At 45.1% G+C, this 21,493-nt stretch carries 20 protein-coding genes; 1 reads left to right on the top strand and 19 read right to left on the bottom strand.

From position 1 onward, the window contains the following. Position 1 precedes the first annotated feature (1 nt). From rsmB to gmk, 6 genes are read right to left on the bottom strand one after another with little or no spacing between them, the layout of a single operon-like run. A complete protein-coding gene (gene rsmB / locus MHH58_RS04565) occupies positions 2 to 1,306 on the bottom strand; it encodes a 16S rRNA (cytosine(967)-C(5))-methyltransferase RsmB (RefSeq protein WP_341345152.1) in 1,305 nt (434 codons plus the stop codon). Beyond that, positions 1,303 to 2,241, bottom strand: coding sequence for a methionyl-tRNA formyltransferase (gene fmt, locus MHH58_RS04560; protein ID WP_341345151.1), 939 nt, complete (start codon positions 2,239 to 2,241; stop codon positions 1,303 to 1,305). The genes rsmB and fmt overlap by 4 nt, the downstream gene beginning before the upstream one ends. A gap of 10 nt (positions 2,242 to 2,251) precedes the next feature. Beyond that, complete coding sequence (gene priA, locus MHH58_RS04555; protein ID WP_135095714.1) at positions 2,252 to 4,633, bottom strand: primosomal protein N'; 2,382 nt, start codon at positions 4,631 to 4,633, stop codon at positions 2,252 to 2,254. After that, positions 4,633 to 5,820: a bifunctional phosphopantothenoylcysteine decarboxylase/phosphopantothenate--cysteine ligase CoaBC gene (coaBC, locus tag MHH58_RS04550; RefSeq protein WP_341345150.1), complete on the bottom strand. Its 1,188-nt coding sequence runs from the start codon at positions 5,818 to 5,820 to the stop codon at positions 4,633 to 4,635. Before coaBC ends, priA begins: the two co-directional genes overlap by 1 nt. 57 nt (positions 5,821 to 5,877) lie before the next feature. Continuing rightward, on the bottom strand, positions 5,878 to 6,072 hold the full coding sequence (rpoZ, locus tag MHH58_RS04545) for a DNA-directed RNA polymerase subunit omega (protein WP_135095718.1): 195 nt from the start codon (positions 6,070 to 6,072) through the stop codon (positions 5,878 to 5,880). Then, entirely contained in the window at positions 6,072 to 6,695 is a 624-nt protein-coding gene (gene gmk / locus MHH58_RS04540) for a guanylate kinase (RefSeq protein WP_115885740.1), read from the bottom strand. The genes rpoZ and gmk overlap by 1 nt, the downstream gene beginning before the upstream one ends. A gap of 130 nt (positions 6,696 to 6,825) precedes the next feature. Here gmk and MHH58_RS04535 point away from each other — a divergent pair, with 130 nt between their 5' ends. Next, positions 6,826 to 8,520, top strand: a complete 1,695-nt coding sequence (locus MHH58_RS04535) for an Rqc2 family fibronectin-binding protein (protein WP_341345149.1) — start codon at positions 6,826 to 6,828, stop codon at positions 8,518 to 8,520. Positions 8,521 to 8,569: 49 nt separating this feature from the next. Here MHH58_RS04535 and pyrE read toward each other — a convergent pair whose 3' ends face one another. The 13 genes from pyrE to MHH58_RS04470 form a co-directional block, all read right to left on the bottom strand. Next, entirely contained in the window at positions 8,570 to 9,175 is a 606-nt protein-coding gene (pyrE, locus tag MHH58_RS04530) for an orotate phosphoribosyltransferase (protein WP_341345148.1), read from the bottom strand. Position 9,176: 1 nt separating this feature from the next. Continuing rightward, positions 9,177 to 9,872, bottom strand: a complete 696-nt coding sequence (gene pyrF / locus MHH58_RS04525; protein ID WP_341345147.1) for an orotidine-5'-phosphate decarboxylase — start codon at positions 9,870 to 9,872, stop codon at positions 9,177 to 9,179. Positions 9,873 to 9,893: 21 nt separating this feature from the next. Next, positions 9,894 to 10,805, bottom strand: a complete 912-nt coding sequence (locus MHH58_RS04520; protein ID WP_135095726.1) for a dihydroorotate dehydrogenase — start codon at positions 10,803 to 10,805, stop codon at positions 9,894 to 9,896. Then, entirely contained in the window at positions 10,802 to 11,560 is a 759-nt protein-coding gene (locus MHH58_RS04515) for a dihydroorotate dehydrogenase electron transfer subunit (RefSeq protein ID WP_341345146.1), read from the bottom strand. The genes MHH58_RS04520 and MHH58_RS04515 overlap by 4 nt, the downstream gene beginning before the upstream one ends. Positions 11,561 to 11,574: 14 nt before the next feature. Further along, complete coding sequence (locus MHH58_RS04510; protein WP_341345145.1) at positions 11,575 to 12,837, bottom strand: dihydroorotase; 1,263 nt, start codon at positions 12,835 to 12,837, stop codon at positions 11,575 to 11,577. Next, positions 12,803 to 13,726, bottom strand: a complete 924-nt coding sequence (locus tag MHH58_RS04505) for an aspartate carbamoyltransferase catalytic subunit (RefSeq protein ID WP_135095732.1) — start codon at positions 13,724 to 13,726, stop codon at positions 12,803 to 12,805. The genes MHH58_RS04510 and MHH58_RS04505 overlap by 35 nt, the downstream gene beginning before the upstream one ends. Next, a complete protein-coding gene (locus MHH58_RS04500; RefSeq protein ID WP_341345144.1) occupies positions 13,727 to 15,034 on the bottom strand; it encodes a solute carrier family 23 protein in 1,308 nt (435 codons plus the stop codon). 19 nt (positions 15,035 to 15,053) lie between these two features. Beyond that, the gene (pyrR, locus tag MHH58_RS04495; protein ID WP_341345143.1) at positions 15,054 to 15,575 is read right to left on the bottom strand and encodes a bifunctional pyr operon transcriptional regulator/uracil phosphoribosyltransferase PyrR; all 522 of its coding nucleotides are present in this window, start codon (positions 15,573 to 15,575) and stop codon (positions 15,054 to 15,056) included. A gap of 235 nt (positions 15,576 to 15,810) precedes the next feature. Further along, positions 15,811 to 16,716 (bottom strand): RluA family pseudouridine synthase, encoded by a 906-nt coding sequence (locus tag MHH58_RS04490; protein WP_341345142.1) that lies wholly within the window; start codon positions 16,714 to 16,716, stop codon positions 15,811 to 15,813. Continuing rightward, on the bottom strand, positions 16,713 to 17,192 hold the full coding sequence (gene lspA, locus MHH58_RS04485) for a signal peptidase II (protein ID WP_115885730.1): 480 nt from the start codon (positions 17,190 to 17,192) through the stop codon (positions 16,713 to 16,715). Before lspA ends, MHH58_RS04490 begins: the two co-directional genes overlap by 4 nt. A 3-nt stretch (positions 17,193 to 17,195) precedes the next feature. Beyond that, positions 17,196 to 19,934 (bottom strand): isoleucine--tRNA ligase, encoded by a 2,739-nt coding sequence (gene ileS / locus MHH58_RS04480; RefSeq protein WP_341345141.1) that lies wholly within the window; start codon positions 19,932 to 19,934, stop codon positions 17,196 to 17,198. Positions 19,935 to 20,185: 251 nt separating this feature from the next. Further along, the gene (locus MHH58_RS04475; protein ID WP_115885728.1) at positions 20,186 to 20,665 is read right to left on the bottom strand and encodes a DivIVA domain-containing protein; all 480 of its coding nucleotides are present in this window, start codon (positions 20,663 to 20,665) and stop codon (positions 20,186 to 20,188) included. A 10-nt stretch (positions 20,666 to 20,675) separates the two neighbouring features. Then, positions 20,676 to 21,461 carry a YlmH family RNA-binding protein gene (locus tag MHH58_RS04470; RefSeq protein WP_341345140.1) on the bottom strand — a complete coding sequence of 262 codons (786 nt, stop codon included), beginning with the start codon at positions 21,459 to 21,461 and terminating at the stop codon, positions 20,676 to 20,678. Positions 21,462 to 21,493: the final 32 nt, after the last annotated feature.

Below are 21,493 nucleotides of genomic sequence, written 5' to 3'. Positions count from 1 at the left end.
GTCACTTGCTGTCAGATTTTTTAAATCTTGCAATGAAAAAGCCGTCGGTTTGATGTTCATACGGAAGGATCTGTCTGTATGGTCCCGTAAAGTTAAAGGCCGGAATATTAAAATCATCGAATTCAATATCTTCATGACGCTTTTTAAATGTATATGCAACATTTTCATTTTCCAGCTGATGAATCGTGCAGGTCGAGTAAATTAAGACGCCGCCCGGTTTTAAATATTTTTTAACATTATCTAAAATTTCAAGCTGTAATTCAACTAATTCGTTAATGCTTTCTTCATTTCGTTCGTATTTAATTTCAGGTTTTCTTTTCACTACCCCGAGGCCCGAACACGGGGCATCGACGATAATCCGGTCAAACTGCTGTCCGTAATCATGGCGCGCTGCATCTGCAACAAAGGCATCGTAATTCGCATGCTTTAAGCGTGATGCTTCATTATCAATCAGTGTAATTTTATGTTCGTGTACATCACCGAGCGAGACAAAACCGTCTTCCATTGATTCAAGCGCATGCAGCCCCTTGCCGCCCGGCGCGCTGCAGGCATCGAGAATATTGTCATCGTCATCCGGTTCCAGTGCCAGATTGACAAACATCGATGAAACGTCCTGAATCGCAAAAAAACCGTCCTTATAACTGCGGCTGTGTGTAATATTCTGCCCGTTAAACTCAATCGCATCCGGATGCAGGCTTGATTCTCTGACATCGTATCCTTCTGTCTTCAGCATTTCTATTAAGTTATCTCTGCCGACGAGTTTTTTATTGACTCTGAGATACATCTGGGGCTTTTCATTAAGCGATGAAAGCATACGCTCTGTTTCTTCGAGGCTGTAATGTTTAAACCAGTGTTTAACCAGCCATTTCGGCATGCTGTATTTTAAAGACAGGCGCGCTGCATCATTTTGAATATCATCGATAACAGGTTTTTCGCCGCGCAAATAGCCGCGGAGGATTCCGTTAATCTGTTTTCCTGCCTGCAGTCCGCCGCGTTCTTTGGCAATTTCCACCGCTTCATTAATGACCGCAAAGTCCGGCACGCGGTCGAGATATTCCAGCTGATAAACAGACAAGAGCAGCAGATACCGCTGCCAGCGGCGCAGTTTCGTTTTAATAAATGGTCTGATGTAGTACTCCAAAGTCAATTTGTGCTGCAGTGTGCCGTAGAGAATTTCTGTCAGCAGCCCCTTATCTTCGGGCTTCAGTTCTTCAAATCTTAAGGCATCGTTCAGCACGATATTGCTGTATGCTTTGTTGTCGATGACTTCTTCATATAATTCAAGTGCCAGTGCTCTCACTGTCATATATCTTCACCCAGTTTCCTGCCGATTAAATCACTGTTATTGTTAATAAAATCAAGCGCCTTATTTTTCTTCTTGCCGGCGAGCTGAACTTCCGTAATATTCACGAGTTCATCGGCGGCTGCAACCAGAAAACCTGAGTCGCTTTTACCGGTAATCGTGCCCGGTTCTTTATCCGTCCGCTGATTCGTCAGCTCCGCTGAAAATAATTTGAGGCGTTGGTCACCGAGCATTGTATGTCCTACCGGCCACGGTGCGAGACCGCGGATATGATTAAAGACTTCGCGTGCTGGTTTATTAAAACTGATAACTTCATCGCTTTTTAAAATATTCGGGCTGAAGGTCGCATCAAGGTCATTTTGAGGTGTGCGCTCGTTCGTTTCATCGAGAATTGCAGGCAATGTATCCATGAGGAGCGAAGCGCCGACTCTGCTCAGTTTGTCGAACATAGTTCCCGTGTTGTCGGAGTCTTCGATTTTAATGCTCCTCGAGGCAATAATATCCCCCGCATCGAGTTTTTTCGCCATATACATAAGCGTCACACCTGTTTCATCGTCCCCGTTAATGACCGCACGGTGAATCGGTGCGCCGCCGCGGTGTTTCGGCAGCAGTGAGGCGTGGACGTTCAGCGCACCGAGCACCGGTATATTTAAAATATTTTCAGGGAGCAGCTGGCCGAAAGCTGCTGTAATAATCAGGTCGGGCTGAAGGTCTGAAACAATGCTGAACGCTTCTTCGCTCTTCATCGTTTCAGGCTGATACAGTTCGATGCCGAGCAATTTTGCCGCAAGTGCGACCGGCGGATCCGTCATTACTTTTTTTCGTCCGACGGGTCTTGCCGGCTGAGAAATTACCAGGTCGACGCCGTATTCTTTATGAAGTTCTTTTAGTATCGGTACAGAAAAATCCGGCGTACCCATAAAGATAATTTTAGTCATATTAAATCTCCTACATAATATATTGTGGATCGACATCAATTTTTAAAGACAATCCTGTCTTTTTATAAATTTGTGTATATTTTTCATCGAGCGCATCGAGAACTGCTTTAAGTTCCGGTTCGCGTTTATATTTCAACAGAATCTGGAATCTGTTTTTGTTTTTAATTCTTTCAATCGGACTCGGTGACGGGCCGATAATAATACAGCTTTCACTGACATTTTCAACCAGTGTTTTGTGAATATCCGTCGTCGCCTGAAGACAATCCTGAATACGTTCCGCTGAAATAGTAAACAGAATGTGGAAATAGTAAGGCGAATAACGTGCAAATTTACGAAATTGCATTTCTTTTTCATAAAAGCCGCGGTAGTCATTATCCATCGCAAGCGTAATCGCGTAGTGCTCCGGGTTATAAGTCTGGAATATCACTTCGCCCGGCAGCTCGTGCCGGCCGGTGCGTCCTGCCACCTGAGTCAGAAGCTGAAAGGTCCGTTCATTCGCCCGGAAGTCAGGGAGGTTTAACATGGTGTCTGCATTCAGCACGCCGACCAGGGTCACGTTCGGATAGTCGAGTCCTTTGGCAATCATCTGCGTGCCGAGAAGTATCGGCACTTTGTCCGCTTCAAAGCGGTTAAGCAGCTGCTCATGAGCGCCTTTACGCTGAGTCGTGTCAACATCCATCCTGATAATATCAACATTAAAGGTGTCTCGTAAAATTTCTTCAACTTTTTGAGTACCCGTTCCTCTGAAGGTGACATCATTGGAACCGCAGTCTGCACATTTACGCGTAACCTGCTCTTCATAGCTGCAGTAGTGGCAGAGCAGACTGCTGTTGTTTTTATGATATGTGAGTGAAATATCACAGTTCGGACAATTCGGCACATGGCCGCAATTCTGGCAGATCTGGAAGTTCGCAAACCCTCTCCGGTTTAACAGCAGCACGGTCTGCTCGCCTTTTTCTATCCTGTCCTGTATAGCCGCTTCAAGCTTCCTCGATAAAATTCCCGAGTTGCCGTCTTTGTGTTCGTCGCTCATATCGACAATCTCTGCTCTTGGCATAGGCTGCATACCCGGCCGGTGCGTCAGTTCAAAACGTTTATAGACGCCCTTTGAACTCCGTGCGTAGGATTCAAGTGAAGGGGTGGCAGAACCGAGGACGACGGGGCAATTATGAAATGCCGCACGCAGTTTCGCCACTTCCGCTGCATGGTACATCGGCCGTTCCGACTGTTTGTACGTCGTTTCATGTTCTTCATCGATAATAATGATGCCGATATTTTTAAAGGGTGCAAATACAGATGAACGTGCTCCGACTGAGACGCGGGCACGGCCGCTTTGAATTTTACGCCATTCATCGTATTTTTCACCGTGCGACAAAGCCGAGTGAAGCACGGCAACATCATCGCCGAAACGCGCTTTAAATCTGTTGACCATTTGCGGGGTCAGTGCGATTTCTGGCACCAGCATAATAGCATCCCGGTGGTTATCAAGCGCCGTCTGAATAAGCTGCAGATACACTTCTGTTTTTCCGCTGCCTGTAATGCCGTGCAAAAGGAAGGTCTCATTATTCTGATCGTTAAGCGCCGCATTAATACTGTTAAAGGCAGCTGCCTGTTCGCTGGTCAATTTCTTTTCATAATCAGCTTCAAATACCGCTGATTCATACGGATCGCGTTCAACAACCATATCGAGTTTTTCAACATAGCCTTTTTTCTCGAGTTCGCGGACGACTGCTTCTGAGTAGCCCTGCGCCTTCAGCTCTCTAAGCAGGACCGGCTCCTTGTAATCCTCAATGATCTGCAGTGCTTCGAACTGTTTCGGTGCGCGTTCAAGCGGTGCTTTATTTAAAAATAAGGAGCGCACTCCTTTTTGAACTTTTTTCTTTGTATGCTGTTTAATCTGAATATCTTCATAAATCTCGCCTGTTTCAATATAAGGCATGAGTTCTGCAAGATCCCTTGCCGGCAGACTCTTCGTTTCGAGTTCGCCGTTCACCGAATAGCTGTCATAAATAAATTTCGCCTCTCCTGAAGCTGTATCATCAAGCAGCAGCACTTTTTTTGATTTTGTTTTCAAAGCGACCGGCAGAATGGTTTCGATAACAGAAATATACGGTTCGATATAATAATTTGCCAGCTGTTTTGAAAGTTCGATCAGTTCATCCGTCAAAACAGGCTCGAGGTCCATGACCTTAACGATTTCTTTAACTTTGTCCGCCGGCACATCGCTGTCCTCGTGAATGCTCATCACGTAAGCCTGCACATGTCTCGGGCCGAACGGAACGAAGACACGGTGTCCCGGCTTAATAACATCCGTGAGGCGGTCCGGTATTTTATAGTCGAAGAGCCGGTTGACATCCTTCGAGTTCACTCCGACGATTACTGCTGCAAACATCAGTGCATCACCTTGTCAAGAACGGCATCTGTGATCTTTTCGGCAAGTGCGGTTTTGGGCATTTTAGCGAGCGGCACTCTGCTGCCGTCTTTAAAAATAATGGTCACTTCGTTATCATCGCTGTTCATGCCGATTGACGTATCCGACACATCATTCATAATAATCGCATCCGCATTCTTTGTTTTGAGCTTCGATTCTGCATAAGCTCCGACATTTTCCGTCTCCGCTGCAAAGCCGACAACATACATATCTTCACTGTTATGACCGGCATATTTTAAAATGTCCTGTGTTTCCGTCAATTCGATAACCGGCGCTTTGTCCGCTTGTTTTTTAATTTTCTGGCTGCTTTTATCTTTAACTGTAAAGTCCGAGACCGCTGCAGTAAAGATGCCGATATCTGCAGTCAAATGTGCTTTAACCGCTTCAAACATTTCTGCCGTCGATTCCACATCGATGCGTGTCACACCCGCTGGAGCCGGCAGGTTTGTCGGTCCGCTGACGAGGATTACTTCAGCGCCGCGGCGTTTAAAGCTGTCTGCTATACTGTAGCCCATTTTCCCGCTTGAAAAATTGGACAGGTAACGGATCGGGTCAAGACGCTCCCTCGTCGGCCCCGCTGTAACGAGCACACGTTTACCTTCCAGCTCGCGGCTTTCGTTCAGCATGTCATTAATTTTCTCCATAACATCCGGCACTGACGCAAGGCGTCCTTTTGCATTGTAGCCGCAGGCGAGAAAACCTGTTTCCGAGTCGATAAACTCCACACCCTGGCTTCGGAGCCTGTCGATGTTTTCCTGGACAGACGGCTGGTGCAGCATATGAACGTTCATGGCAGGCGCCATTAAGACGGGTTTCGTATTGGCTGCGAGAACATTTAACAACATATTATCGTAGATGCCGTTCGCAAATTTGCCGATGGTGTTGGCTGTGACCGGCACTACTGCGATAAGGTCTGCCCACTCCCCGATATTAATATGTGCAATATGACTTGGGTTTTCTTCTAAAAAAGTATTAGTATAAACGTGATTTCTGCTGATGGCCTGAAAAGCGAGCGGCGTCACGAACTCGAGCGTGTTATCTGTCAAAACAACGCGGACTTCATGGCCGGACTGAATGAGTTTGCTCGTTAAATCAATTGCTTTATAACTTGCAATGCCTCCTGTAACTCCGAGGACAATATTTGCCAAATTAATCACCTCTTTAAAAAAAGCTGACAATTTCTTGTCAGCATCATTATATCTCTTTTATTTTTGTACAGTAACTTTGCCGGCTGCAATCTCTTCAAGAGAATAACCGACATTTGTTTTTGATCTGTATGAATCAAGGAGTGCATCTTCCGGATGTTCCTGTAATTGTCTTGCACGTTTTGCCGCCATCGTAACTACCAGATACTTTGAATCGACATGCTTTTTAAGTTCATGACCAGCTGGGTATAACATTAATTATTTGCCTCCAGTAAAAGTTTTCTTAACTTGTTTTCTACGCGGGAACGCTCGAGATGACTCGCTTCAACGATGCACTGTATTTTCTGGCGCGCCGTATCGACATCATCATTGATTACAACATAGTCGTATAAGTTCATCAGGCTGAGTTCGCGTCTCGCTTCTTTAATACGGTGATCAATCACTTCTTGTGAATCCGTACCGCGGCCGATTAGACGCTCTTCCAGCTGTGCCAGTGTCGGCGGAGCCAGAAAGATAAATAAAGCATCCGGGAATTTTTCCCTGACCTGTTTCGCACCTTCGACTTCAATTTCGAGAAAGACATCGTGTCCATCTGCAATTGTATCTTTAACGTAATCTACCGGCGTGCCATAGTAATTTCCTACGTATTCAGCGTACTCGATGAATTTATCCTGTTCAATCAGCGTTTTAAATTCTTCGTGCGACTTGAAAAAGTAATCTATGCCATCACGTTCGCCTTCTCGTTTCTGTCTTGTTGTCATAGAAATTGAATATTTAAAATTCGTCTCTGGGTGATCGAAAACAGCTTTGCGAACAGTGCCTTTTCCGACTCCCGAAGGTCCAGAGAGAACGATGAGCAATCCTTTATCAGATACCATAGAATGTAACCTTTCTAATTTTGATTACTTCTTAATGTACCATAGATTGCACAAAATTTCATCATTAAAGCGGACATTAAATCCGCATTCATGATAAAATAATATGTAATCATTTTGAGGAGGATACGCCATGGCTTTTGACGGAAATTTTACACACGCCCTCACAGAAGAGCTGCAATTTTTAGTGCGCGGTAAAATAAATAAAATTCAGCAGATGGATAATTCATCTCTCCTGTTTAAAATGCGCGCAGAGGGAAAAAATCATCAGCTGCTCATAAGCAGCCATCCGATGTACGCCCGCTTTCATCTGACGGAGCAGAAATATGAATTCCCTTTTGATCCGCCGATGTTTTCCCGTATTTTAAGAAAACATATCGAAGGCGGTTTTATTACGGAAATTAAGCAGCTTGGCAACGACCGCCAGGTGCATATTCATATACGTGCCATTAACGATATCGGTGATGATATTGAACGGATACTGATACTCGAAATTATGGGGCGGCATTCAAATATTATTTTAACAGATGAAAACTATAAAATTATCGACGGCATTAAACATCTGACGCCGAATAACAACGTAAGGACGATTATGCCGGGCTTCACCTATGAAGGGCCGCCGACAGGCAGAAAATTAAATCCGAGAACTGAAGAGCTGAACGATCTGCCGAAGTTTATCGATTTTAATGCAGGCAAGCTGAAGCGGCAGATCTTAGCAAATATTGAAGGTTTCAGCCCGGTCTTTATCGATGAAGTGGAATCCCGCGTTAAATATTTCAAATCCGATAATATCGTCCCGGCAATTAAAGAGACACTGGTGAAGGCTCGTAATATTCAGCCGGTATATTACGATTTGAAGAAGCCGGTCTTTTACTTTACGCCGCTCGAACATCTGGGTGAGCCGGATAAGGTCTACGGCACTCTCAGTGAACTGCTCGATGAATATTATCACCGCCGATACCAGATCAGCGCCATCCGCCAGAAATCGTCGGATTATTTACAGGTCATTGAACGGGAACACGATAAGACCGTACGGAAAATTGCCAATCTTGAAGCGGATTTACAGGAAGCCGCCGAAAAAGATAAGTATCAGAAATACGGCGAACTGATTACTGCGTATATGCACAGCATAAAGAATTACCAGGAGTCGGCTGTCGTGATGGATTACTATACAAATGAAGAAATAAAAATTCCGCTCGATAAACAGCTCTCACCCGCTGAGAACGCCCAGCGCTACTACAATATGTACAACAAATTGAAAAACCGTGAAAAAGTTGCGGAAGAACAGCTGCGCCTTGCTCATATGGATGTGGAATACTTCAGCAACCTGCTGCATCAGATGGAAAATATTACGACAGAAGATGAAGTCGAAGAAGTGCGTCAGGAATTAATTGAAGAGAAAATTATTAAAGAGCGGAAACGCGGCAAGAAGAAAAAGAAAGTAAATAAAATTCAGCTGCACGAATTTGAAACATCGAACGGTCTGCCGGTTTTTGTCGGCAAGAACAACAAGCAGAATGATTATTTAACCAACCGGAAAGCACAGAACAATCATCTGTGGTTCCACACGAAAGACATCCCGGGATCCCACGTGGTCATTGCACACAATGCTTCCGATATATCCGAAGACGATATTTTAGAAGCGGCTATGCTCGCGGCTTTCCACTCGAAAGCCGGCCAGTCAGCAGGGGTGCCCGTCGACTATACCGAAATCAAACACGTTAAAAATATTCCGGGCACAAAACCCGGTTTCGTCACCTACAGCGAGCAGGCGACCGTACTGGTCGACCCCGATCCTGAAAAAGTTAAACAAATGAAGAAAGAATAATAAGTGGAAACCCGGCAAATCGCAATGATTTGCCGGGTTTCTCCATATCTTATAAGCCGTCGCGGAATGTACGCACTGCCTGAGCACCTGCTGTATCCAGCACCCCGCGTTCTTCTGCCACACCGAGCAGCGTGTCCAGATCGCACAGTACTGTACAGGCGCATCCGGCTTCTGCGAATTTCTGTGACGCACCTTCAATACCGTAGGAAAATATCGCAGCGACACCTAATACTTCGGCGCCGTCTGCCCGGAGTACTTCTACAGCGTTCAGACTGGAGCCTCCTGTTGAAATTAAATCTTCAATCACGATAACGCGTTTGCCTGCAACTGCAGCGCCCTCTATCTGGCGCGCCGTGCCGTGAGCTTTCTTGCTGCCGCGGACGTAGGCCGACGGTTTGCCGAGACGGTCGGCTATCAGCGTCGCATGCGGAATTCCGGCAGTTGCTGTGCCCGTGATAATATCAGTTTCGCCAAATTTACCCAGTTCTTCAATCAGCAGCTGAATTACCTTGCGGTGTGCTTCAACATCTCCGAGTATTTGTCTGTTATCGCAGTAAATTGGAGATTTTATCCCGCTCGCCCAGGTAAATGGTTCTGACGGCGACAGTTTTACCGCATCGATATCGAGCAGTGTATGCGCAACTGATGAATACATATTATTCTCCCTCCCATAATCGTTTAATTTCGCGATATGCCAAAAGAGGCTGGTCACTTTGTGTAATCGGACGGCCGACAACGATGTAATCGGAACCGAGCATTTTCGCTTTTTCCGGCGTGACTACACGGACCTGATCATCGCTGTTGTTTTCCGAAAATCTTATACCCGGTGTTACCGTTAAGAAATCTGGAGAAATTTCATTGTGAATCATCCGGCTCTCAAGCGGTGATGACACCACTCCGTCGAGTCCCGCTTTATAAGCAAGTTTTGCATAGTGAAGCACGCTGTCGGTTAAGGACAGATGAGTCTTTTGTTCCTGCTGCATCGTTTGTTCATCCTTACTCGTCAGCTGTGTTACCGCGATAATTTTACCCGCTGCATTTTCTTTTCTAAACGCCGCTGCCGCCCGCTGCATCATATCAAAACCGCCTGCTGCATGCACATTAACCATATCCACATTGAGTTTACCGAGCACCGACATCGTGCGTTCCACTGTCGTCGGGATATCATGTAATTTTAAGTCCAGAAAAACATCGTGGCCGTATGCTTTAATTACATCTATAATTGCCGGTCCGCTCTGCATATATAACTCCATGCCAATTTTAACGTACAGTTTTTCATCGAAGCCGGCTAAAAATGTTTTCGCCTCTTCGTATGTACTGAAATCTAAAGCAATAATCGGTTTCGCTGCCATCTTAAAACTCCTCCTAATGTGTTAAAGAAAAGCACGTCCTTTTATATCGTGAATGTGCACTAACTTTTCTTCTGTTACTTTTCTTTCAAGCCCCTCAATCAGTTCCTTGCAAATATAAGGGTTCGTAAAGTTCATCGTGCCGACTGCCACTGCATCTGCTCCAACGCTGATAAAGTCCAGTACATCATCGACAGATGCAATGCCGCCCATGCCGATAATCGGAATATCCGGCAAGGCCTGCCTGACCTGATACACCATATTCAAAGCAACAGGTTTAATTGCCGGTCCGCTGAGTCCCCCCGTCGTGTTCGAGAGAATCGGACGGCCGTAATTATCGAGCCGCATACCGACCAGCGTGTTAATCATTGTGAGGCCGTCTGCTTCTCCCGAGACACTTTTTGCCATCTTAACTATGTTCGTCACATTCGGTGACAGTTTGACGTACACCGGTTTCGCACTTGCTTCTTTAACTGCCGCTGTCAGGCGCTTGGCTGTTCCAGGATCAGTGCCGAACTGAATACCGCCCGCTTTAACATTCGGACATGAAATATTTAATTCGAGCGCGCTGACGTTCGGTGCTCTGGATATTTTTCTCGCCACTTCAACATAATCTTCAATTTTAGTTCCAGCGACATTGGCAATAACCGGCACATCAAACTGCTCAAGGAATTTAAGTTCATTAGCGATAATGTGATCAACTCCCGGATTCTCGAGTCCGATAGCATTCAGCATGCCGCTCGATGTTTCAGCAACCCGCGGTGTTTTGTTGCCCATTCTCGTTTCTTCAGTCGCAGCTTTAATCATAATTGCACCGAGTTCAGACAAATCATACAGCTGTGAAAATTCTCTGCCAAAACTGAAACATCCCGATGCCGGCATGACCGGATTTTTTAAATCCAGGCCGGGCAGGGAAATGTGTAATTTGTCTGTCACAGTACAACCGCTCCTTTTTCAAATACGGGACCATCCGTACAAATTTTAAGATGACCGCCTGCTTTAGTTTCGCAGACGCAGGCATAACACACTCCAAAACCGCAGCCCATGCGTTCTTCCAAGGAAATAAAACCGTCCATCGGCATGGTCTCATCTAAAACCTTCAGCATTACTTTCGGACCGCATGCGTAAAATTGATTGAAATCAGTGCCGAGTTTTTGAATAACATCTGTAACAAAGCCTGCTGAACCGTATGTGCCGTCAGCTGTCGCAATATATGTCTCACCGAGATTTTTAAACTCTGCTTCGTAAAAGACATCTTTTTTGCTGTTAAAGCCGAGCACATGTGTCGTTTTCACACCGCGTTCCTTCAGCTGTTTTGACAGCTCATACAGGGGCGGCACACCGATGCCCCCGCCGACAATTAGTACGTGGCTGCCGCCTGCCGCTGCAGTGATATCGTAACCGTTGCCGAGCGGCATCAGGAGATCCAGAGTTTCTCCTTCATTAATTTCCGCAAGCTTTCTTGTCCCCGCTCCCTCTGCTCTGAAGACAATCGTAATTTCATTATTGTCATAATCAATATTGGAAATCGAAATTGGACGGCGCAATACATGTTCAGTCGACTTCGATACTCTCACATGAACAAACTGTCCCGGACGGAGCGTATATTTATGAAGCTCCGTTTTCAATACCAGTTCAAAAATATTATCGGCAATTTCTGATTTTTTTATTGCGGTTGCAAGTTGCAGCATGTCAGCACCCCTGTTTACTTATTGTTGTACACAATTTTTCCGTCAGCAATTGTCATAACGATATCGCTTGTCAGCCTATCACCGTGAAACGGTGTATTCTTTGCTTTCGATAAAAACTCATTTTTGTCGAGTGTATATTCGCGGTTTAAGTCTATCAGCGTTAAATCAGCAGCCTTGCCTGTTTTTATAGTTCCGCTGTCGAGCTTAAATACTTCACTCGGCTTAACCGTCATCCAGTCGATAACCTGCTGCAGGGTGAATACGCCCGTTTTAACAAGCTTGGTATACACCAGCTGGAAGGCATTTTCAATGCCGACAATACCAAACGGTGCCGTTTCAATGCCCGTTGCCTTTTCATCTTCATGATGCGGAGCATGGTCTGTCGCGATAAAGTCGAGCGTCCCGTCAAGAAGCCCTTCAATGAGCGCTGCCCTGTCATCCGAGCCGCGGAGCGGCGGATTCATTTTAAAGTTCGGGTCTTTTTCTTTTATATCATTTTCATCCAGCACTAAGTGATGCGGTGTCACTTCTGCTGTTACTTTAATTCCCGCGCGTTTCGCGTCCCGGATTACTCTGACGCTTTCTTTCGTCGAGACGTGGCAGACATGGTAATGACAGTCCGCCGCTTCAGCGAGCAGCACGTCACGTGCGATCTGCGTCGATTCCGTAATCGCAGGAATTCCTTTAATACCAAGTTTTTCACTCGTCTTCCCTTCGTGAATTGCTCCGCCGTATATCAGCGTATTTTCTTCTGTGTGAGCAACGATTGCCATATCCAGCTTTGATGCTGCCTGCATGGCACGGTACATCATGTCCGCGCTCTGTACACCGACACCGTCGTCTGTAAAAGCGAAGGCGCCCTCAGCTTGTAAGCTCTTAAAGTCCACGAGCTCCTCGCCTTTCAATCCTGTCGTAATCGACACGTAGGGCAGCACTTTTATGACCGCATCTTCTTTAATTCTCCGCTTTAAATCGCGGAGTATTTCAGGTGTATCGATAATCGGATCCGTATTCGGCATTGGACAGATTGTTGTAAATCCGCCGCGGGCAGCAGCTTTTGTTCCTGACTCAATTGTTTCTTTATGTTCGAATCCAGGTTCTCTCAGGTGGACATGAACATCGACGAGGCCCGGAGTCAAAAGCAGGCCCGTACAATCGATAACTTCTCCCTCTGAAGTAAGATTCTCGCCGATTTCAGCAATTTTACCGTCTTGAATGTAAACGTCTGATATTTTTTCTTTATTATTGAGTAACAGCGTAGCGTTTTTCAAAAGCATGCTTGTTGCCCCCTTCTCCGTCAAGTACTGATTCTAAGATACTCATGCGCATAAATACGCCGTTTGTCATCTGTTCAAAAATAACACTTTTTTCGCCTTCAACAACTTCATCTGTAATTTCAACATTGCGGTTAATCGGTGCCGGATGCATAATCAGGGCGTGCCGCTTCATGTTATTCATGCGCGCTTTGTTCATGCCGTATAGTGCATTATATTCTTCTTTCGGCATTTCTGAGTATGATTCATGACGTTCGTGCTGAACGCGGAGCAGCATAATAACGTCGCAGATCTCCACCGCTTCGTCAATACTGATATGCGGTATGCCGAGCGTATTATCCTGCAGTTCACGTGGACCTGAAAAGTATACTTCAGCACCCATCTTCGTCAGTGCCTGTGCATTGCTCTTTGCCACACGTGAATGTTTAATATCTCCGACAATTGCTATTTTAAGTCCGCAAATCTGACCTAAATTTTCATAAATTGTCATCATATCGAGCAGGGATTGTGTCGGGTGCGACCCGCTGCCGTCGCCGCCGTTAATAATTGGAATATTAAGATCTTTGAGGTTTTCGTAATACTTATTATCCGGATGCCTGACGACAAGGGCATCTGCACCGATTGCCTGGAGTGTTTTGCATGTGTCGTAAAGCGACTCTCCTTTAGAGACCGAACTCGTCGATACATCGAAAGGCAGTCTTTCAATGTTAAGATTTTTCTCCGCCATCTCAAAGCTCAGTTTGGTCCGCGTCGAGTTTTCATAAAACAGGTTAACAACTGTTTTATCGTTCAGCTTCATTACCGGCCTGCCGTATTTAATATCGATTGCTCTCGTAATTAAAGCTTCGATTTCCTCAGGCGTAACATGTTCCATAGATAATAAGTTTTTCATTCAGTCCGTCTCCCTCTTTGGTAAAATTAGATTTAGAATAATTCCTGCTACTGCAGCGAGTGCCATTCCTTCAAGATTGAATGGAATATTGCCTATCGTGAAGTCTAAATGTGCTTTACCGATTCCGATGACTAAAATCACAGATGCGATAACCAGATTGCGTTTGTTATCAAAATCAACTTTTGCGTCGACCAGCATCCGGAGGCCGCTTGATGCGATAATACCAAACAGCAGAATCGACACACCGCCCATAACCGGTGACGGGATGCTCTGGACGACAGCCGTAAATTTACCGACAAAGCCGAGTATGACTGCAAGTACTGCCGCTCCGCCGATGACCCAGACACTGAAAATTCTCGTGATGGCAAGAACACCGATGTTTTCACCGTAAGTCGTTGTCGGCGGGCCGCCGATTGTGCTTGCGAACATCGTCGCTACACCGTCACCGATAATCGAGCGGTGAAGCCCCGGTTTTTTAAAGAAGTTGCGGCCGACAATTTTGTTAATAACCATCTGGTGGCCGATATGCTCGGAAATTGTCACGAAAACGATTGGCAGCATGACCATGAAGAGGCCAATGTTCATTGCCGGAATGTAATCCTGATATGGGATATACAAGTCCGGCAGGACAAACCAGCCCGTGCTCTTAATCAGCTCGAGATCTACAATGCCGAACATTAAAGCTGAGATGTACCCTCCGATAATTCCGATTAAGATAGGAATTAACCCGAGTACACCTTTTAAGAAGATTGAAGCAAGTATCGTTATCGCGAGTGTAATCAGTGCAACTGTAATGTAGGTCATGCTGTAGCCTTCCTGGTTGCCGGAATCTGTATACATAGCCATATCCACTGCTACCGGTGCGAGGCCGAGGCCGATAACCGTAATGACCGGCCCGACGACTATCGGCGGGAGGAGTGCGATAATCCATCCTGTGCCGGCAAGCCGGATGGCGAGACCGATTACAACGTACAGCACCCCGCTGAAGAACAGCGCTGTTAAAACTTCCCCAAGCGAGTTCGCACCGAGGGCGATCGTAATCGGAAGTATGAAAGCAAAGCTTGAACCGAGGTAAGCCGGAATCTGGCCCTTTGTAATCAGGATATACAGCAGGGTTCCGATACCGCTTGCAATCAAAGCTGCACTTACCGGCAGTCCTGTCAGAAAGGGCACCAGCACAGTCGCGCCGAACATTGCAAACAAGTGCTGTGAGCTTAAGAGCAGCCCTTGAAAAAATTTCGGTCTGTCATGTACATCGAGTTCAGGTTCCACACTGCGTTTAAAAATTTCATCTTCAAACTTTGCCATCTGCCAATCCCCTTTTTATTTAAAATATAGTAACGCTTGTTTCCCCATCAATCTCTTCTACTTTCACCGATACTTTTTCTGTTTTCGATGTCGGAATATTTTTCCCGATGTAATCTGGTCTGATTGGCAGTTCCCGGTGACCTCTGTCGACGAGTATTGCGAGTGATATAGTCGTCGGCCTCGCCGTGTTGAGTATTGCGTCGATGGCTGCTCTGATAGTCCGTCCTGTTTCCAGCACATCATCGACAATTACAACGCTCTTATTCGTAAAGTCACTATCGACGGCTACTGCATTATCCGCTTTGACATCTTCCGGGCGGTCATCTCTATAGCCGCTGATATCTATAGTCCCGGCCGGAAGTTTAACACCTTCTATTTCCTCTATTCGTTCCTGGATGCGGAGTGCGAGATGCTCTCCGCGCGTTTTGATGCCGAGCAGCACGATATTATCACTGCCTTTATGTTTTTCCAAAATTTCGTGTGACATACGTGTCACAGCCCGTTTAATTTGTGCACTGTCCATAATTGTTTTTGCTGTCATTGCTAATTCCTCCATTTTTTTGCATAAAAAAATACTCATGCCAGAAGACATGAGTATATAGTTATTCTATATTTTGCGCACAGCTTAGTATATAAGCCGCCCATTCCGGCCCGGCTTATTTTTTCATATGCACAATTCACGTCTTCTCAGCCTCACTGGACTAAAATTTAAAGACTTCGTATTTAATTGATTGAAATTATCATACCAACCGCTTTATTTTAAGTCAAGCAGTTATTTATTTTTCTGATAGACGCATTTCATCGAGTACATCGGTGAAATATTTTGGAAGTTCTTTTTTAAACTCCATCCGTTCCCCTGTTTTCGGGTGAGTAAACCCGAGTACACCTGCATGCAGCAGCTGCCCGCCGACATCCAGAGTTTTCCTCGGTCCATATTTCGGATCCCCAGCAAGCGGGTAGCCGATATATTTCATGTGAACTCTAATCTGGTGTGTCCGGCCTGTTTCGAGAATGCATTCGACCAGCGTAAAATTATCGAAACGCTCAAGCACGTTAAAGTGTGTAACCGCATCTTTACCTTCATCGACAACAGCCATATCCTGGCGTTCTTTCGGGTTGCGGCCGATAGGCGCCTCGATTGTGCCGAGGTTATGCGGAATGACACCATGCACAAGCGCCGTGTATTTTCTAGTTACTGATTTTTCAACAAGCTGTTCGACTAAATGGCGGTGCGCCACATCGTTTTTCGCGACCATCAAAAGGCCTGAAGTATCTTTATCGATACGGTGCACGATGCCCGGACGCAGCTCTCCGTTAATACCGGACAGGTTATCAAGCTGGTCCATCAGGCCGTTAACGAGTGTGCCTGACGCATGCCCAGCTGCGGGATGTACAACCATGCCGCGGTCCTTGTTGACAACAGCAACATCGTCATCTTCATAGACGATATCGAGATTTAAGTTTTCAGGCACAATATCCGCTTCAACATTTTCACGTTCAAGCAGTTCGATTCTGTCGTCCTTTTTTACTTTATAATTCGGTTTTACCGTTTTGCCGTTCACTGTAATATGCCCCGACTTTACGCGATTTTGTATGTCTGTACGGGATGTATTTTCGACAACGCCTGCAAGGACCGTATCCAGTCTTTCGCCTGCATGTTCTTCAGTTATAATTAAATTCATTTTTCTTCTTTACCTCTTCCCGTTATAAATACTTCGATTAACAATAGAATCACGCCGATTGTAAGGGCACTGTCCGCCACATTAAAAATAGGGAAATCATAAGTGATAAGCAGTACATCAAAAAAATCCACAACTTCCTGAAATAACAGACGGTCGATAAAGTTGCCAAGCGCGCCAGCCATCAAGAGTGTTATTCCAACTTGCATCAAGAGATTATTCTTCGCTTCCGTTTTGTAAAAGTAGAATAAAAATACAAGGACTACAAGGGTAATGATGTAGAAGAACGCCATGCGTCCTTCAAACATTCCCCAGGCAGCGCCGCTGTTGCGGTGGGATGTAATTTTAAAATACTCCCCGAGCACGGGAATGGATTCTCCGAGCTCCATCCGTGACGCCACCAGAAACTTGGTCAGCTGATCGATTGCCAGAATAATTATGCCGACGAGTGCCATTGGTAATATTCTGTATTGTTTCATCGCTTACTGTGCATCCACAACTTCGCGGCAGCGCGGGCAAATATCGTCTTCCCCGTTTACCAGCGCGTCAGCTGTCGAATAGTTCCAGCAGCGCTCGCAGCGTTCGCCGTCAGCGTGTTCAACTTTTACTGTAACAACATCGTATTCTGTACCGTCAGCAATTTCATCAGCCACTTCAACCTGCGACACGATAAAGAACTGCTCAAGATTGCCGCGGATATCATCCAGATTAAAGTCTGCAGGCTGTGTCAGTGTCACTTTTGCATCGAGTGATTTACCGATGACTTTTTCATTGCGGGCAGTTTCAAGCGCTTTGTAGACGTCATCGCGGACCATCATGAATTTCTGCCATTTCTGAATGAGTTCACCATCTGTTTCTTCTCTTTCAGGATAATGCTCAAGGTGAACACTTTCTTTATCAGTGTGCGGTGTATGCTCATAAATTTCTTCAGCAGTGTGAACTAAAACAGGCGCAAGAATCAGATTTAATTCTTTCAGAATTTTATAAAGTACTGTTTGCAGACTGCGTCTGATCGGTGCATCTTCTTTTTCGATATAAAGTATATCCTTGCCGTAATCGAGATAGAAGTTCGACAGGTCAACGTTGATAAAGTTCTGTACAGTCTGGTACATCGTTACATAATCGTAGCGTTCGTATGCATCCAGCATAAAGGTTTTCAGTTCGTTAAAACGGTTGTACATATATTTATCGACTTCATATAAGTCTTCGTATGCTACGTTATTTTCGGCCGGGTTAAAGTCGTTGACGTTACCGAGCAGGAATCTGAATGTGTTGCGGATTTTGCGGTACACTTCGGAAACTTGTTTTAAGATATCGTCAGATACACGAACATCCTCCTCGAAGTCAGATGACATTACCCAAAGACGGATAATATCAGCACCCATCTGCTGCATTACTTTCGTCGGCAGAATAACATTGCCGAGAGATTTCGACATCTTCTTGCCCTGGCCGTCCATTACAAATCCGTGTGACAGCAGCTCTTTATACGGCGAGTGGCCTTTTGTTGCGACACTTGTAATCAGTGATGAGTTGAACCATCCGCGGTACTGGTCGGAACCTTCAAAGTAAAGATCTGCAGGATAAGTCAGATAATCTCTGTAATCCAGCACTCCCCGGTGTGTTGAACCTGAGTCGAACCAGACGTCCATAATATCTGTCTCTTTTGTAAACTCTCCGTTAGGTGCACTTTCATGAGTGTAACCTTCCGGTAATAAGTCTTTCGCATCCCACTCAAACCAAATGTTTGAACCGTGTTTTTCAAACAGTGACGCTACATGTTCAAGTACATCAGCGTCGATAATTTCTTCGCCGTTTTCTCCGTAGAAGAATGGTAATGGCACACCCCATACGCGCTGGCGTGAAATAACCCAATCTCCGCGGTTTTTAATCATGTTGTACATGCGTTTACGGTTCCATTCCACCTGGAATTTTGTATCCATCAAGGCGTTTAGAATATCTTTGCGGACACCTTCAATTGAAGCAAACCACTGTGGTGTGGCACGGAAGATTACAGGTTTCTTCGTCCGCCAGTCATGCGGATACGAGTGAGTGTAGAATGACAGTTTTAATAATGCGCCCGCTTCTTTCAGATCTTCAGAGATCACTTTGTTTGCATCATCGTAAAACAGGCCGGCATATTTGCCTGCTTCTTCAGTGAAGACACCTTTATCATCGACAGGGCTTAGTACATCCAGACCATACTGCTGACCAACTTTAAAGTCATCGTCCCCGTGACCCGGAGCTGTATGAACAACACCGGTACCCGCTTCAGTTGTAACGTGGTCGCCTAAGACGACTAAACTTTCACGGTCGAATAACGGATGCTCAGCTGTAATATATTCAAGTTCCGAACCTTTAAATTCTTTCGTACGGGTAATTTTATCTTTGTCGAATTCCACTTCGTCAGCGAAGGTATCAAGCAGGTCTTCCGCCACGATAAATTCTTCGCCTTCATAGCTGAACTGAACGTAATTTAAATTTTTATGAACAGCGAGTGCCAGGTTCGACGGAATTGTCCACGGTGTTGTTGTCCAGATGACAAATTTAACACCTGAATCTACAACATCTTTGCCGTCTTTTACTTTAAATGACACGTAAATGGATGGGGACTTTTTATCCTGGTATTCCAGTTCCGCTTCAGCAAGTGAAGATTCACTCGTCGGAGACCAGTAAATCGGTTTTTTACCTTTGTAGATTAACCCTTTTGCGACCATGTCTTTTAAGACGCGCACCTGTGATGCCTCAAATTCAGGCTTGTAAGTTAAATAAGGATTATCCCATTCACCATCGATACCCATGCGTTTAAAGCCGTCGCGCTGAATGTCAATCTGCGAGTTGGCAAATTCGATACATTTATTTCTGAATTCTTCAATAGACATTGATTTGCGGTCGACACCTTTATTGGTCAGCGCCTGCTCAATAGGGAGACCGTGAGTATCCCAGCCGGGAACGTAAGGCGTGTAATAGCCCTGCATCTGCTTGTTGCGGTTAATAATATCTTTAATGATTTTATTCAGCGCGTGTCCCATGTGCAGATTGCCGTTGGCATACGGAGGTCCGTCGTGGAGTACATAAGGTGTGTTGCCTTTGTTTAATTCCAGTTTTTTCTTGTAAAGATCGATATCTTCCCAGTGCTGCTGCATTTTTGGTTCTTTGTTAACTAAGCCGCCGCGCATTTTAAATGCTGTTTTCGGCATTAACAGAGTGTCTTTATAGTCCATAATGATTCTCCTTTTTAATAATAAAAAGACCCTAAGCATGTTAAGGGGCGAATGACCGCGGTACCACCCTTCTTGACTGCTTAGAGTCCACTTCGTTTACTTATATTTTATAAATCATTAGTGATTTCAAATCGTCCATTCCCGCCGGGGCTCGCACCATCCCCCGGTCGCTGCATTCAAATGAAAGTTTGCATGTCTAATAATACATCTTAATTATGCTAAATATCTTACAATCCGTCAATGTAAATTTGCTATTTTTCGGATTCTCCGCCGTCAAACTCCAGCAATCTTTCCCAGTCTTCTGTCTCCAGAAGATCCAGCTGCGCCTGCACCAGCATTTTATAGCGCGCCCTGAAAATTTTTGCCTGGCGTTTTAAATCTTCATTATGCTGCAGCATATGATTTTCACGTTCTCTCGCCCGGCTCACAATCTGCTCGCCTTCTGTTTCAGCTTTCTGGATAATGCTGTCGCTGTAATTTTGTGCGCGCTGTTTAATATCATCGCCCGCTTTCGCAGCACTTAGAATAGCTTCCTGTATAGAAGACTCTACACTTTTGAAGCTGTTTAAGTTTTCTTCGCGTTCGTTAAGCATTTCTTCCAGCTGGGCAATACGCGCATCTTTTTTATCCAGTTCGTCTGCAACTTCTGTTAAATGCTGTCTGACTGCCTGTTCATCAAGTCCGCGGTAGACTGTCGAAAACTTTTTCTTAGTTATTTCTTCTCTTTTCAATCCGTTCACCTCAATTATCAGTTACTATCATGACTTCGAGCCGGTACTTTCCTTTTTTCGTTTGTGCGATCTGCTCCGTTACGGTAAAACGGCCAAATCCTCGAACTGAGATAATATCTCCAGTTTCTATTATAAACGAAGGTTCATCGACTATCGAATGATTCACTTTAACCTTTTCTTTTTCAACTCGTTCTTTAGACTTTGCTCTTCCCTCTTTTAAGACGAGCGAAACGATAGAATCGAGCCGGTATGAGGAACTGAGGACGGTGACAGGCTTCATGGTTACAGCAGCATCGATAAATTCACTGTGAGGTATTTCAGTTAATTTAAGCGGTGCATTTTTAATTTTTGTGAGTTCTGTTTTAAAGAGCTCTTTAAAAGGGCAAGCTACTGCGAATTGTATTTTTTCACCGTTCACTATATCGCCGATAACCGAACGATCGACTCCGATGCTCATAATCGCGCCCAGCAGATTGCGGTGGGACAAGGTCACAAATTTATCGGGATAGGATACTTCAAACACAGTAATTTCAAAATCGTCAGGAGAGTAGTCGAAGTATTCCGGCAGCAGTATGGCCCGTAAACGTTCGCGTTCAGCCTTGTTACCGCCCCCGTAGTAATGAACTGTAATATCCGGATACTGCCCGCTTAAACTTTCAATCATTTTTTGTTCCCGCGGATTTAAGAAATCGGTCAGCACAGCGTAAAAATTATTTGAAGCCTGCTCAAATTTACTATTCAACAATGTCAGCATCTCCCGTTCTTCGGGTCTGAAATGCTGGTAGACACCTTTCATAAAAATCACACCTTAATAAATAATGGAGATAT

The organism is Jeotgalicoccus sp. FSL K6-3177, assembly GCF_038050175.1.
Classification (GTDB): domain Bacteria; phylum Bacillota; class Bacilli; order Staphylococcales; family Salinicoccaceae; genus Jeotgalicoccus; species Jeotgalicoccus nanhaiensis.
Note: the sequence above shows the minus strand (reverse complement) of the source record. Positions and strands in the feature narration are given on the sequence as shown.